This is a genomic window from Actinosynnema sp. NPDC059335, assembly GCF_042752395.1.
Taxonomy (GTDB): Bacteria; Actinomycetota; Actinomycetes; order Mycobacteriales; family Pseudonocardiaceae; genus Actinosynnema.
Map to the genome: position 1 here is coordinate 1 of NZ_JBHYXZ010000206.1, position 12,996 is coordinate 12,996.

Here is a 12,996-nt window from a genome sequence, read left to right on the forward strand (position 1 = left end):
CCCGGGGCGGGGGCCGCCCCGCGCATCAACCGCCCGGGGCGGGGGCGGGGGGGGCCCGCGCCCCCGCCACGAGTCGGGTGGGTCAGGCGGCGCTCACGGCCGCCGCGTCGTCGGGCTGCGCCTCGGGCACCTTGGCCGGCGGCACGTGCCGCAGCAGGGTGAGCGCGAGCAGACCCGCCCCGGCCACCAGCACCGCCGCCACGATGCCGGCGACGTTGAGGCCGCTGGTGAACGACTCCCGCGCCGTGGCGATCAACGACTCCGCCGCGGCGCCGGACATGTCCGCGGCCTCGTTCAGCGCGCCCGACAGCGAGTCCGCCGCCTGGGCGGGCAGCCCGGACGGGATCGTGGCGTGGTAGACGGCCGTGCCGATGCTGCCCATCACCGCGATGCCGAGCGAGACGCCCAGGTCGATGGACGTCGAGCTGACCGCCGACGCCGCGCCCTGCTTCTCCGGCGGCGTGGCCGACATCACCAGGTCGGTGGTCAGCGCCATCGTCGGCGCGATGCCCGGGTACAGCAGGTAGAACCCGGTGATCAGCATCGGCAGCCCGGCCACGCTCTCGACCTGGGTCAGCACGATGTAGCCGGCCAGCGAGAACAACGCGCCGACCGCCACCACGTACGCCGGCCGCACCTTGCGCGCCACGATCGGCGAGATCGTGGACACCACCACCAGCATCAGCGCCGCGGGCAGGATCCACAGGCCGGCCGCCAGCGGCGACAACCCGGCCACCTGCTGGAGGTACTGGGTGAACAGCAGGTAGATGCCGCCGAGCGCGATGGCCGACAGCAGCCACACGCCCAGCGCGCCGCTGAACGAGCGGTTGCGGAACAGCCGCATGTCCAGCAGCGGCGTGTCCAGGCTGAGCTGCCGGCGGACGAAGATGACGCCGAAGACGATGCCGACGATCGTCGTCACCACCGCGGGCACGGTCAGGCCCGACTTGGCGTAGTCCTTGACGCCGTACACGAACGGCACCAGCGCGAGCATGGACAGCAGCACGCTGAGCATGTCGGGCATCCGCTGCCCGGACGCGTTCGGGGCCTTGTACTCCGGCACCAGCAGCGGCGCGAGGATGATGACCAGCGCCATGACCGGCACGCCGATCAGCAGCGCCGCGCCCCACCAGAACGCCTCCAGCAGCAGACCGCCGAGCAGCGGGCCGACCGCGACGCCGACCGACACCGAGGCGGCCCACATGCCGACCGCCGTGGCCCGCTGCCGCGGGTCGCGGAACATGTTGGGCACGAGCGACAACGTCGACGGCATCACGGCCGCCGCGCCGACGCCCATGAACGCCCGCGCGGCGATCAGCAGCCCGATGTTCGGCGCGAACGCCGCGATCACCGAGCCGATGCCGAACAGGACCGCGCCGAGCAGCAGGATCTTCCGGCGGCCGACCCGGTCGCCGATGGTGCCCATGGCCACCAGGAGCCCGGCCATGGCGAACCCGTACACGTCGTTGACCCACAGGAGCTGGTCACTGCTCGGGCGCAGGTCGGCGGCGATGTGCGGAGTCGCCAGGAACAGCACGGTCTGGGCCACGAACAGCAGAGCGGTCGGCAGCAGCAGGACTATGAGTCCGAGCCATTCCCTGGTCCCGGCCCGGTCACCGACTTCGACAGACATGGTGTTTCTTTCCCCTTGCTCGAACCGCGCGGGCGGCAGCCGCTCGGGCGTGACCGCTCTGGCGGTGATCCGCCCATTCGGAATCCCACGGTGTCGGGAGCCGCTCCAGGAACGGTCCAGATCGACTTCGGGTTGCTTTCGGGTACGGTTTGACCGTGCGTTTCGGGGTGCTGGGGCCGCTCATGGCGTGGACGTCCGACGACCGCCCCGTCCGCGTTCCCGAGCTCAAGGTCAGGTCGCTGCTCGCGCAGCTGGCCGTCGACGCGGGCCGGGTGGTGCCCGCCGACCGGCTGATCGACCGCCTGTGGGACGGCCGGCTGCCCGCGAACCCCTCCGGCGCGTTGCAGACCCGGGTGTCCCAGCTCCGCGCCGCGCTGGACGAGGCCGAGCCCGGCGCGCGGCGGCTCGTCGTCTCCCGCCCGCCCGGCTACGTGCTCGACGTGCCGCCGGACGCGGTGGACGCCGGGCGGTTCGAGGCGCTGCTGGCGCAGGCCGCCGCGGCCGGCGACCCGCGGACCCGGGTGGCCGTGCTGGAGGACGCCCTGGCGCTGTGGCGCGGCCCGGTGCTCGCCGACTTCGCCGACGAGGAGTTCGCCCGGGAGGTCACGGCCCGGCTGGTCGAGCTGCGCCTCACCGCGTGGGAGCAGCGGGCCGAGGCCCGGCTGGAGTTCGGCGAGCCGGGCGTGCTGGCCGACGAGCTGGGCGACCTGGTGGCCCGCCACCCGCTGCGCGAACGCCTCCGCGCCGCCCACCTGCGCGCCCTCTACCAGGCGGGGCGGCAGGGCGAGGCGCTGGCGGGCTACCGCGACCTGCGGGCCCGGCTGGTCGCGGAGCTGGGTGTCGAACCGGGGCCGCGGCTGGTCGCGCTGCACCGGGCGATGCTGGAGCAGGACCCGTCGCTCGCCGGCGCGGTGGAGCCGCCCACGAACCTGCCGCACCTGCTCGGCGACCTGGTCGGCCGGGACGCCGACGTGGACGAGGTGCGGCGGCTGCTCGCGGCGGACCGGCTCGTCACCCTCACCGGTCCGGGCGGGGTGGGCAAGACCCGGCTGGCGCTGGCCGTGGCCCGGCAGCTCGTCGGCGGGTTCCGGGACGGCACGTGGCTGGTCGAGCTGGCCGCGTTACCCGCGGGCGCGTCGCCGGACGAGGTGGCCGCGCTGGTCGCGGCGAGCGTCGGCATCCGCGACGGCGTGGTCACGGACCTGGCGGGCCGGCTCGCCGAGGCGTTGCGCGCCAAGCGGATGCTGCTCGTGCTCGACAACTGCGAACACCTCGCGCCCGCCGCGGCCGAGCTGGCCGCCGGGCTGCTGCGCGCCGCGCCCGACCTGCGGGTGCTGGCCACCAGCCAACGCCCGCTGGGCGTCGCCGGCGAGCTGCTGTGGGCGGTGCCCACCCTGGCCCAGCCCAGCGCCGTCGAGCTGTTCGTGGCCCGCGCGGCGGCCGGCACGCCGGGCTTCGCCCTCGACGCGGACAACGCCGACGCCGTCGCGGCCCTCTGCCGCCGGCTCGACGGCATCCCGCTGGCCCTGGAACTCGCCGCGACCCGGGTCCGCGCGTGGGGCGTGCACGAGGTCCTGGCCCGGCTGGACGACCGGTTCCGCGTGCTCACCGCCGGGCACAGCGGCGCGCCCGCCCGGCAGCGGACCCTGCGGGCGGTGCTCGACTGGAGCTGGGAGCTGCTCACCGACGCCGAGCGGACCGTGCTGCGCCGGCTGTCCGTGCACGTGGACGGGTGGACGTTGAGCGCGGCCGAGGACGTGGCCGGCGGCGACGACCTCGACGTGCCGGACGTGCTGGCCCGGCTCGTCGACCGCTCGCTGGTCACCGTCACCCCCACCGACCCGCCCCGGTACCGGCTGCTGGAGTCGGTCGCCGAGTACTCCTCGGCGAAGCTGCGCGAGGCGGGCGAGGTCGCCGTGATCGGGCTGCGGCACCGGGAGCACTACGCGCGGCTGGCCGCGACCGCCGACCCGCACCTGCGCGGACCGGGGCAGCGGCGGTGGCTGCGCCTGCTCGACGCCGAGGCCGCCAACCTGCGGGCCGCGATCGACCACGCCGTCCACCACGGCGAGGCGTTGCCGCTGGTCGAGTCGCTGGCCTGGTACTGGGTGCTGCGCGGCCGGCTCGGCGAGGGGCGGCGGGCGCTGACCGCGGCGCTGGCCGGCGGCGGCCCGGCGGACGTCGCGGGCACGGTCCGGGTGTGGCAGACCGCGTTCAACCTGCTCATGGGCGTCGCCTCGCGGGTCGCGCCGCCGCCCGCGACCCGGCCCACCGACCCGGCCGCCGCGGTCCGGCGGGCGCGGGCCGAGTGGTTCCTCGGGTTCATCGGCCTGGGCATCGGCGAGCTGAGCATCGGCCACGACCTCGTCGCCGGGGCGCTGGCCGTGTTCGAGGACCACGGCGACCGGTGGGGCGAGGCCGCCGCCCACGGCACGCTCACCCGCTACGCGCTGGCGCGCAGCGACCTGGACGCGATGGCCCGGCACGGCGAGGTCGGCATGGCCCTGTTCACCGAGGTGGGCGACCGGTGGGGGCAGCTGCACGTGACGTTCGGCCTGGGCACGCACGCCGAGGTCGTCGGCGACTACGAGCGCGCCGCCGAACTGCACCGCGACGGCCTGCGGATCGCCGAGGAGCTGGGCCTGAGCACCGAGGTGTCGGACAAGCTGTCCTCCCTCGGCCGGATCGCGCTGCTCACCGGCGACCACGAGCAGGCCGACGAGCTGCACGAGTGCGCCCGCGCGCAGGCCGTCGCGCAGGGCTACACGATCGGCGAGGAGTTCGCCGAGCTGGGCCTGGCGCTGGGCGCGCGGCGGCAGGGGCGGTTCGACGAGGCCGAGGCGCTGCTGCGCAAGTGGCTGGTGCACGACCAGCGGCTGGAGTCCCACATCGCGGTCGCGCTCATCATCGCCGAGCTGGGGTTCATCGCCGAGCTGCGCGGCGACGCCGAGGCCGCCTGCGCCCTGCACCGCGAAGGGCTGGCGACGGCGCGCAAGGCGGGCGACCCGCGCGCGGTGGCGCTGGCGTTCGAAGGGCTCTCCGGGTCGCACGCCCTGTGCGGCGACCACGAGCAGGCGGCCCGGCTGCTCGGCGCGGCCGCCGCCCTGCGGGAACGGGCCGGCGCGCCGCTGCCGGCCGGCGAGCGCGGCGACGTGGACCGGATCACCACCGCCATCCGCGCCGCCCTGGGCGACGACGCGTTCACCGCGTCCTTCGAACGGGGCCGCCTGCACGGCGCGTCGGAATTCGACCCCACCGCCGCCTGACCGTCCCGCCCCACCGCCGCCGCCGCGCACGCTGTCCCGGCCCGCCGCCCACAGCTTCACCCCCGCCGGCCCTTGACGCCGCGCGTTCGCCGTCATGCGGCCCTCCACGGCCCGCCCTACGGTGAATCGCATGGATGATCGGTGGCACTACCTGGCGGTGCTCGTCGCCTGCCTGCTGCTGACCGCGCCGCTGGAGCGCCTGGGCGCGGGCGTGTACCGGCGGCTCGACGCGGTGGCCCGGACGCTGCTGCCCGTGGTCGCGGTGTTCGGCGCGTGGGACCTCGTGGCCATCGCGCGCGGCCACTGGACGTTCAGCGCGAAGTTCACCCTGGGGCTGGTGCTGCCGGGCGGGATGCCGGTGGAGGAGCTGCTGTTCTTCCTGGTGATCCCGCTGTGCGCGCTGCTGACCTACGAGGCGGTGCGGGTCGTCCCGGCGCCACGACCGGAGGACGCGCGGTGGGTCCGGAGTACCTGATCGCGGCCGTGGCGTCGGTGGCGCTGACGGTCGTCGCCGAACTGCTCGTGCTGCGCACCGGCCTGTTCCGCCGCCGGGCCTACTGGCTCACCATGGCCGTCCTGTTCGCCTTCCAGGTGCCGGTCGACGGGTGGCTGACCAAGCTGAGCGACCCGATCGTCCTCTACGCCCCGGCCGCCATCAGCGGCCTGCGCGTCCCCTGGGACATCCCGGTCGAGGACTACCTGTTCGGCTTCTCCCTGCTCACCACGACCCTGCTGCTCTGGGAACGCCACCGCCGCGCCGACCGCCCGACCTGACCGCCCGCGGGTCGGCTCACGTCGGCGTGGGCGGCTCCGGCGTGGGCGGCACGGGCGGCTCGGTGCCCGGACTGGGCTCCGCCGGGGGCTGGGGCACGGGCTCGGGCACCGGCACGGGCCGCGGCTCGGGCGGCTGGGGCTGGACCATGGCGACCTCCTTCCCCACCCGACTACCCACCTTCCCCCGCCCCCACTCCCGCGTGTCCTACGTTCAGCACGCGCGTGTCCTACCTCCAGAACGCGTGAGTCCTACGTCCAGGACCCCTGAATTCAACGCTCAGGACGCGGTCGTCGGGTCCATCGCGTCACGCGGGGCGGGGGAGAGGTTCGGCAGGACCTGGTCGCCGAACAGCCGGATCGTGTCCAGCACGGCCTGGTGCGGCAGCCCGCCGATGTCGACCATCACGAGCTGCGCGTCCAGGCACAGCAGCTCGGTCAGCCGGTTCAGCCGCTCGGTCACCTCCGCCGGGTCGCCGCACACCGCCGCGCCCTCCATCAACGCGTCGACGTCCACCGCGCCGTCACCCCGCCACGGGTCGGCGAACTCGGCGTACGCGGTCAGGTGCGGTCGCCACGTGGCCCGCGCCTCGGCCGCCGTCGGCGCCACGAACACGTGGCTCGGCAACGCCACCCGCCCGCCCCCGCCCATCGCCTCCCGGTAACGCCGCACCACCGACCGGTGCGTGCTGGGGTCGCGCAACGTGCTGGGCAGCATCAACGGCAGCCCCAGCTCCACCGCCAGGTCCGCCGACACCGCCGACGCGCTGCCGATCCACACCGACGGCCTCGGCTGCTGCACGGGCCGCGGCCGGGTCGTCACGTCCACCAGCGGGCTGCGGTACCTGCCCTCCCACGTGACGTGCCGCTCCTCCAGCAGCCGCAGCAGCAGCCGCAGGTTCTCGTCGAACCGCGCCCGCAGGTCGTCCTGCACGCCGAACGCCACGTCGGTGCGCTGCGACACGCCCCGTGCCACGATCAGCTCCGCCCGCCCGCGCGACAGCACGTCCAGCGTGGCCAGGTTCTCCGCCACCCGCACCGGGTCGTGGTGCGCCAGCAGCGTCACGCCGGTGGACAGCCGCAACCTCGACGTGCGCTCCGCGATCGTGGCCAGCAGCAGCTCCGGCGCGGACACGATGTACCGGGTGAAGTGGTGCTCGCCGATCGCCACCCCGGCGAACCCCGCCTCCTCGGCCACGACGGCCTGCTCGACGATCGCCCGCAACCGGTCGCACTCGGTCACCGCCCGACCGGTGCGCGGGTTGGGCAGGTGATCGCCCAGGATCAGCAGATACACGTCCATCCGACAATCTTGCCCCGTGCGACTACGGTGGCAGCGTCAAGCCCCAGGTCCGACGTCAGGAGCGTGCCCGTGACCGCAGTGTCCGTGACCGACAACCCCGACCAGTCCCGCTACGAGGTCCGCCTGGACGGCGAGCTGGGCGGCTTCGCCGAGTACACCTCGGCGGACGGCGTGGTGACGTTCACCCACACCGAGGTGGCCATCGAGGGCAAAGGGCTGGGCAGCACCCTCGTCCGGCACGCGCTGGAGGACGTCCGCGCCCGCGGCCTCGCCGTGGTGCCGCAGTGCCCGTTCGTGCGCGGCTACCTGGAGAAGCACCCCGAACTCGCCGAGGTTACCGACAAGTAGTATCCGGGGATGGAGTGGACCCAACCCGGAGTCTTCGAGGTCGCGCCCGGCGTGCACCGGATCCCGCTGCCGCTGCCCAACGACGGGCTGCACACCGTCAACGTGTACGCGGTCGACGACGGCGACGGCGTCGTCCTGATCGACTCGGGCTGGGCCCTCGACGCGGGCGAGACCGCGTTGGAGGCGGCGCTGGGCGCGCTCGGGCACGGCTTCGAGGACGTCCACCGCTTCCTGGTCACCCACGTCCACCGCGACCACTACACGATGGCCGTGGCGCTGCGCCGCCGGTTCGGCACGAAGGTCGCGCTGGGCGCGGGCGAGCAGCCGTCGCTGGCCAGGATCACCGCCCGCAGCCGTGACGGCCAGCTCCACGGCCTGGTCACGTGGGGCGCGCGGCACCTGGCCGAGCGGTGGCGCGCGGTGGTCGCGGCGGTCGGCGAGGCCGAGCTGCGCGACTACGAGGAGCCCGACGAGTGGCTCCACGCGGGCGACCTGGCCCTGGAGAAGCGGGTGCTGCGGGTCCTGCCGACCCCCGGCCACACCCGCGGTCACGTGGTGTTCCTGGACCTCGACTCGTCGCTGCTGTTCGCCGGCGACCACGTGCTGCCGCACATCACCCCGTCGCTCGGCTTCGAACCGGCCCGCCCGGCCCTGCCGCTCGGCGACTACCTCGACTCGCTGCGCCTGGTCCGCGACCACCCGGACCTGCGCCTGCTGCCCGCCCACGGGCCCGTCACCGAGTCGAGCCACGCCCGGGTGGACGAGCTGCTCGCCCACCACGAGGACCGCCTGGCGGCCACGCTGGACGCCGTCCGGGCCGGCACCGGCACCGCCTTCGAGACGGCCCGCGCGCTCGGCTGGACGCGGCGCGCCCGCCGGTTCGACGAGCTGGACCTGTTCAACCAGGTGCTCGCCACCGGCGAGACGGCCGCGCACCTCGACGTGCTCGTCCACCGGGGCCTGCTCGTCACCGACGAGGACGGCGGCGTGGTGCGCTACTCGGTCGCCTGAGGCACGCGCCTAGCGGGGCAGCTTCACCACGGTCACGAAGAAGTCGTCGATCTGCCGCACGACCTCGATGAACCGGTCGAAGTCCACCGGCTTGGTGACGTAGGCGTTGGCGTGCAGGTTGTAGCTGCGCAGGATGTCCTCCTCCGCCTCCGACGTGGTGAGCACCACCACGGGGATGGGGCGCAGCGTCTCGTCCGCCTTGATCTCGGCCAGCACCTCGCGGCCGTCCATCTTCGGCAGGTTCAGGTCCAGCAGGATCAGCCCCGGCCGCGGCGCGTCCGCGTACTGGCCCTGGCGGCGCAGGAACTCCAGCGCCTCGACGCCGTCGCGCACCACGTGGAGCTGGTTGCGGATCTTGTGGTGCTCGAACGCCTCCTGCGTCATCAACGCGTCGCCCGGGTCGTCCTCGACCAGCAGGACGTCGATCACGTTCAGCGGGTTGCTCATTGCTCGTCGTCCTCTACTGCCGGCAGCGTGAACCTGAAGGTGGTGCCCGTGGCGCTCTCGGTGTCCAACCAGATCGTGCCACCGTGGTACTCGATGATCTTCCGGCACATGGCGAGGCCGATCCCGGTGCCGGGGTAGTCGTCCTTGTGGTGCAGGCGCTGGAAGATCACGAAGATGCGCTCAGCGTACTCGGGGTCGATCCCGATGCCGTTGTCGCTGACCGTGAAGGTCCAGAACGCGCCCGTGCGCTCCACGTCGACGCGCACGTGCGGCGGCTCCTCGCCGTGGAACTTCAGCGCGTTGCTGATCAGGTTGCCGAACACGCCGCCGAGCAGCGACTCCTCGCCGCGCACCGTCGGCAGGTCCGCGACCTCGACCGTGGCCTTCGTCCGCTCGATGACCTCGGAGTGGTTGTCCAGCACCTGCGCGACCAGCTCGTCGCAGTCGACCAGCGTCTGCTCGCGGGTGAGCCTGCCCACCCGCGAGAACGCCAGCAGGTCGTTGATCAGCACCTGCATCCGCTTCGCGCCGTCCACCGCGAACCGGAGGTACTGCTCGCCGCGGTCGTCGAGCTGGCCGGAGTAGCGCCGTTCCAGCAGCTGGCAGAAGCTCGCCACCTTCCGCAGCGGCTCCTGCAGGTCGTGCGAGGCCACGTACGCGAACTGCTCCAGCTCGCCGTTGGACCGCCGCAGCTCCTCCACGTCGGCGAGGATGCGGGTCCGCATGGCCTCGACGTCCTGGCCGAGCATCACCGTCTCCCGCGGCCCGCCGGCCTCGACCTTGTGCTCGAAGTCCCCCGACGACACCTGCCGCACGTCGTCGGCCAGCCCGGTCAGCGGCGCGATCACGATCCGGTACAGCATCACCGCCACCCCGGAGATGATCAGCACCAGCAGCAGTCCCAGGCCGATGACCAGCCACAACGACTGCCTGGCCACCTCGTCCAGGTCCGCTCTCGCGGCGACCGACGCCTGGTCGACCTTGGTCTGCAACGCCGCCAGCCCCGTGCGGGCCCGGTCGAACAGCGCCTTGCCGCGCTCGGCGTCGGCGAGCGTGGTCTGCGGGTTTCCCGACACGTACACCAGGTCGACCAGCGGCTCGGCGTAGCTCTGCCGCCAGTCGTCCGCGAGCCGCTGGACCGCGTCGAGGTCGGCGACCAGGTCGGCCCGCCGCGCCGCGGACAGCAGCGACCGGGTCGTCTCCACCGCGTCGTGCTCGGCCTGCCGGCCCTCGGTGTAGGGGGTCAGGAAGTTCTGGTTGGCGGTGAGCACGTACCCGCGCACACCGGTCTCCTGGTTGGCCAGCGCGGTCTCGATCTGGAGCACGTGCCGCCGGGCCGGGTCGATCCGGTCGAGCAGTTCGACGCGGGCGGCGGTCATGCCCCTCAGCGCGACCACGAGGCTGCCGATGGCGGCCGCGCACACCACCATCAGCACCACCACGGCGGCGATCAGCAGCCGGCTCGCCGGCCAGCGCGTGCGGATGTCCATCAGTCGCGTTCCGAGATCAGCAGCACGGCCATGTCGTCGTCCAGTTCCCCGCCGTTGAGTTCCTTCACCCTGCTGATCAGGCCGTCCAGCAGCGTCGCCGGCGTGCGCGTCCAGTCCGGCCGCTCCCGGGTGATCTCGCCGATCAGGTCGATCAGCCGCTCCGAGCCGAGCCGTTCGGTGTCGCCGTGCACGCGGCCCTCGACCAGGCCGTCGGTGTAGAGCAGCATCGCCCAGCCCGGCGGCAGCGGCACGTCCAGGCCGCTCCACGTGCTGTCCGGCAGCACGCCCAGCGGCAGCCCGGCCCGGTCGCGCGGCAGCTCCACCACGCGGTCGCCGACCAGCAGCATCGGCTCCGGGTGCCCGGCCAGGTAGACCCGCGCCCACCGGCGGTCCGGCGAGATCGTCACCATGCACGCCGTGGTGAACAGGCCGGGCTGGTGGCGCTCGTGCTCCAGGATCTCGTGCAGCGTGCGCAGCACCCGTGACGGCTCCTGGTCGGCCAGCACCAGCGCCCGCCACGCGATGCGCAGGAACACGCCGATCGCGGCCTCGTCCGGCCCGTGCCCGCACACGTCGCCGATCAGCACCTGCAACGTGCCGTCGGCGGTGCGGACGGCGTCGTAGAAGTCACCGCCCAGCAGCATCCGGCTGCCGCCCGGCCGGTAGCGGACCTGCCAGCCGATGTCGTCGCCGCGCATGATCGGCGACGGCAGCAGGCCGCGTTCCAGGCGGGTCTTCTCCGCCGCCAGCAGCTGCTCGTCGCGCAGTTGCCGCTGGGTCTCCTCGGCCTGCTTGCGGCCGACCGCGTAGCGGATGCTGCGGGCCAGGCCCACGCCGTCCACCTGGCCCTTGACCAGGTAGTCCTCCGCGCCCGCGGCCACCGCCCTGGTGCCCTGGTGCTCGTCGTTCAGGCCGGTGAGCACGATGATCGCCACCGGGGCCGGGTGGGCGAGCAGCCGGGTCAGCCCGTCCAGGCCGGTCGTGTCGGGCAGGCCCAGGTCCAGCAGCACGCAGTCGGCCTTGGCCAGCAGGCCCTCGGCCTCCCGCAGGGTCCGCGCGCGGTGCAGCTCGACGTCCGCCTCGACCTCGTCCAGGAGGGCTTCGACCAGCACGGCGTCGCCCTCGTCGTCTTCGACGAGGAGCACGTTGATCCGATCGGCCGCGGTCCGCGGTGCGGGAAGCCCTGCCACGGGGGAGGAGATTAGTCGAACTGGATCAGACCGGGGCGACGGTGGTCCGGTGGGTCGCCGCGGTGGCGTGGGGTGGGCCGCGGTGACGGCCCCCGTCGCCATGACCGAAGATCCTGCCGTGACGTTCTCCCAGATGGTGGCGTTGACCACCCGCCTGCCCCGGCGCGGTCGCGGGTTCTGGTACTCCGTGGCGATCGACCTGCTGTGGCCGCTGGTGGTGCTGTTCGTCCGGATGCGGATGGCCGGCCGGACCAACATCCCGCGCGAGGGGGCCGTGCTGCTCGCGTCCAACCACCTGTCGTTCGCCGACCCGGTGACGCTGACCGCGTTCGCCCTGGCGTCCGGCCGGGTGCCCCGCTACCTGGCCAAGGCGAGCCTGTGGCGGGCCCCGGTCATCGGATGGGTGATGTCGTCCGGTCGGCACATCCCGGTCGACCGCGGCAGCGTGCGCGCCGGGCGGGCGCTGGACGGCGCGCGGACGTCGCTGGACGCGGGGGAGTGCGTGATCGTCTACCCGGAGGGCACGTTCACCAACGACCCGGACGGCTGGCCCATGCGCGGCAAGAACGGGGTCGCCCGGTTGGCGTTGACGACCCGCACGCCCGTCGTGCCGGTGGCCCAGTGGGGCACCCGTGAGCTGCTGCCGCCGGGCAGCTTCCTGCCCCGGCCGTGGCGGAAGGTGTCGGTGGTGGCGGGGCGCGAGGTGGACCTGTCCGACCTGTACGGGCTGGAGCCGACCAAGGCCGTGCTGGACGAGGCGACGGCGCGGATCATGGGCGCGGTGACGACGTTGCTGACGGAGGTGCGCGAGCTGCCCCACCCCGGCGGCCGGTGAGGTCAGCGGGTCTTCGCGCGTTCGCGCTCCCACCGCAGGTACTGGCCCGCGACGGTGGACACGCTGGTCAGCAGCCAGACCGCCACGCCGGCGTCGTCGGTGACGCCGATCACCGGCAGCAGTTCGGGCAGCAGGTCGATCGGCGAGACCAGGTAGACCACGGCGAACGCCCAGGTGGCGAGCGTGCTGGTGGGCAGGCCGTACGCCTTGCGCTCGCGCAGGAGCCGGGGCAGCGCCTTGGCGCGGTCGACGACGTTGCCGACGGGGCGCGGTTCGCCCTTGCGCTCCCACCGGCGGCGTCGGCGCACCGCCCAGAGCACGCCGGCGGCCACGCCGAGCACGACCAGGCCGGAGCCGGCGACGGCCGGCGGCAGGCCGATCAGGTCGTCGTCGCGCCACAGCAGCGTGCTCAGCCCGACGAGGGTCAGCACCACGCTGAGGAAGATCACGCCTCCATGGTAGTGGCGGCGGGGCGTTCCCGCGGGTGGAGCGGTGGGCGGCCGTCCGGTCGCCGCTCAGGCGGCGTCCACTGTGGACTGGCGGCGTCCCGGGCGTTGAATTCGGGGGTCCCGGGCGTTGGACTCACGGGACCTGAGCGTTGGACTCACGCGTTCCGAACGTAGGACACGCGCGTTCCGAACGTAGGACACGCGCGTTCTGGGGGTTGGACACGCGGGCCGGGGGCCGCGGCGGGTGGAGGCC

Annotated in this window: 13 protein-coding genes; 6 read left to right on the top strand and 7 right to left on the bottom strand. The window is 73.9% G+C overall.

Going from position 1 to position 12,996, the window contains the following annotated elements; all coding sequences use genetic code 11:
• Positions 1-82: 82 nt before the first annotated feature.
• The gene (locus tag ACFXGA_RS36680; RefSeq protein WP_378096565.1) at positions 83-1,633 is read right to left on the bottom strand and encodes an MFS transporter; all 1,551 of its coding nucleotides are present in this window, start codon (positions 1,631-1,633) and stop codon (positions 83-85) included.
• Positions 1,634-1,788: 155 nt separating this feature from the next.
• On the opposite strand from ACFXGA_RS36680, the gene ACFXGA_RS36685 reads away from it, so the two are divergent.
• The 3 genes from ACFXGA_RS36685 to ACFXGA_RS36695 all read left to right on the top strand — a co-directional run bounded on the left by ACFXGA_RS36685 (position 1,789) and on the right by ACFXGA_RS36695 (position 5,673).
• The gene (locus ACFXGA_RS36685) at positions 1,789-4,899 is read left to right on the top strand and encodes a BTAD domain-containing putative transcriptional regulator (protein ID WP_378096568.1); all 3,111 of its coding nucleotides are present in this window, start codon (positions 1,789-1,791) and stop codon (positions 4,897-4,899) included.
• 130 nt (positions 4,900-5,029) lie between these two features.
• Positions 5,030-5,374: a lycopene cyclase domain-containing protein gene (locus tag ACFXGA_RS36690; protein ID WP_378096570.1), complete on the top strand. Its 345-nt coding sequence runs from the start codon at positions 5,030-5,032 to the stop codon at positions 5,372-5,374.
• Entirely contained in the window at positions 5,356-5,673 is a 318-nt protein-coding gene (locus ACFXGA_RS36695) for a lycopene cyclase domain-containing protein (protein WP_378096573.1), read from the top strand. The genes ACFXGA_RS36690 and ACFXGA_RS36695 overlap by 19 nt, the downstream gene beginning before the upstream one ends.
• A gap of 16 nt (positions 5,674-5,689) precedes the next feature.
• On the opposite strand, the gene ACFXGA_RS36700 is transcribed toward ACFXGA_RS36695, so the two are convergent.
• The gene (locus ACFXGA_RS36700) at positions 5,690-5,821 is read right to left on the bottom strand and encodes a hypothetical protein (RefSeq protein ID WP_378096576.1); all 132 of its coding nucleotides are present in this window, start codon (positions 5,819-5,821) and stop codon (positions 5,690-5,692) included.
• A gap of 129 nt (positions 5,822-5,950) precedes the next feature.
• Positions 5,951-6,973: an LLM class flavin-dependent oxidoreductase gene (locus ACFXGA_RS36705; RefSeq protein ID WP_378096579.1), complete on the bottom strand. Its 1,023-nt coding sequence runs from the start codon at positions 6,971-6,973 to the stop codon at positions 5,951-5,953.
• 69 nt (positions 6,974-7,042) lie between these two features.
• Here ACFXGA_RS36705 and ACFXGA_RS36710 point away from each other — a divergent pair, with 69 nt between their 5' ends.
• Positions 7,043-7,321 (top strand): GNAT family N-acetyltransferase, encoded by a 279-nt coding sequence (locus ACFXGA_RS36710; RefSeq protein ID WP_378096581.1) that lies wholly within the window; start codon positions 7,043-7,045, stop codon positions 7,319-7,321.
• Between the two features lie 9 nt (positions 7,322-7,330).
• Entirely contained in the window at positions 7,331-8,332 is a 1,002-nt protein-coding gene (locus ACFXGA_RS36715) for an MBL fold metallo-hydrolase (protein ID WP_378096584.1), read from the top strand.
• Between the two features lie 9 nt (positions 8,333-8,341).
• On the opposite strand, the gene ACFXGA_RS36720 is transcribed toward ACFXGA_RS36715, so the two are convergent.
• Genes ACFXGA_RS36720 through ACFXGA_RS36730 form a run of 3 tightly spaced genes read right to left on the bottom strand, consistent with a single transcriptional unit; the run spans position 8,342 to position 11,459 of the window.
• Entirely contained in the window at positions 8,342-8,779 is a 438-nt protein-coding gene (locus tag ACFXGA_RS36720; RefSeq protein WP_378096586.1) for a response regulator, read from the bottom strand.
• On the bottom strand, positions 8,776-10,269 hold the full coding sequence (locus ACFXGA_RS36725; protein WP_378096589.1) for an ATP-binding protein: 1,494 nt from the start codon (positions 10,267-10,269) through the stop codon (positions 8,776-8,778). Before ACFXGA_RS36725 ends, ACFXGA_RS36720 begins: the two co-directional genes overlap by 4 nt.
• Positions 10,269-11,459, bottom strand: a complete 1,191-nt coding sequence (locus tag ACFXGA_RS36730) for a PP2C family protein-serine/threonine phosphatase (protein ID WP_378096592.1) — start codon at positions 11,457-11,459, stop codon at positions 10,269-10,271. The genes ACFXGA_RS36725 and ACFXGA_RS36730 overlap by 1 nt, the downstream gene beginning before the upstream one ends.
• Before the next feature lie 133 nt (positions 11,460-11,592).
• On the opposite strand from ACFXGA_RS36730, the gene ACFXGA_RS36735 reads away from it, so the two are divergent.
• Entirely contained in the window at positions 11,593-12,294 is a 702-nt protein-coding gene (locus ACFXGA_RS36735; RefSeq protein ID WP_378096599.1) for a lysophospholipid acyltransferase family protein, read from the top strand.
• 2 nt (positions 12,295-12,296) lie between these two features.
• Here the strand turns inward: ACFXGA_RS36735 and ACFXGA_RS36740 are convergent, their stop codons facing one another.
• Positions 12,297-12,743 carry a YkvA family protein gene (locus tag ACFXGA_RS36740; protein WP_378096596.1) on the bottom strand — a complete coding sequence of 149 codons (447 nt, stop codon included), beginning with the start codon at positions 12,741-12,743 and terminating at the stop codon, positions 12,297-12,299.
• Positions 12,744-12,996: the final 253 nt, after the last annotated feature.

Bases quoted from the DNA above. Each gene is read 5' to 3' on its own strand.
- ACFXGA_RS36690 (WP_378096570.1), top strand. From the start codon at position 5,030: ATGGATGATCGGTGGCACTACCTGGCGGTGCTCGTCGCCTGCCTGCTG.
- ACFXGA_RS36700 (WP_378096576.1), bottom strand. From the start codon at position 5,821: ATGGTCCAGCCCCAGCCGCCCGAGCCGCGGCCCGTGCCGGTGCCCGAG.
- ACFXGA_RS36680 (WP_378096565.1), bottom strand. From the start codon at position 1,633: ATGTCTGTCGAAGTCGGTGACCGGGCCGGGACCAGGGAATGGCTCGGA.
- ACFXGA_RS36735 (WP_378096599.1), top strand. From the start codon at position 11,593: ATGGTGGCGTTGACCACCCGCCTGCCCCGGCGCGGTCGCGGGTTCTGG.
- ACFXGA_RS36705 (WP_378096579.1), bottom strand. From the start codon at position 6,973: ATGGACGTGTATCTGCTGATCCTGGGCGATCACCTGCCCAACCCGCGC.
- ACFXGA_RS36725 (WP_378096589.1), bottom strand. From the start codon at position 10,269: ATGGACATCCGCACGCGCTGGCCGGCGAGCCGGCTGCTGATCGCCGCC.
- ACFXGA_RS36715 (WP_378096584.1), top strand. From the start codon at position 7,331: ATGGAGTGGACCCAACCCGGAGTCTTCGAGGTCGCGCCCGGCGTGCAC.
- ACFXGA_RS36720 (WP_378096586.1), bottom strand. From the start codon at position 8,779: ATGAGCAACCCGCTGAACGTGATCGACGTCCTGCTGGTCGAGGACGAC.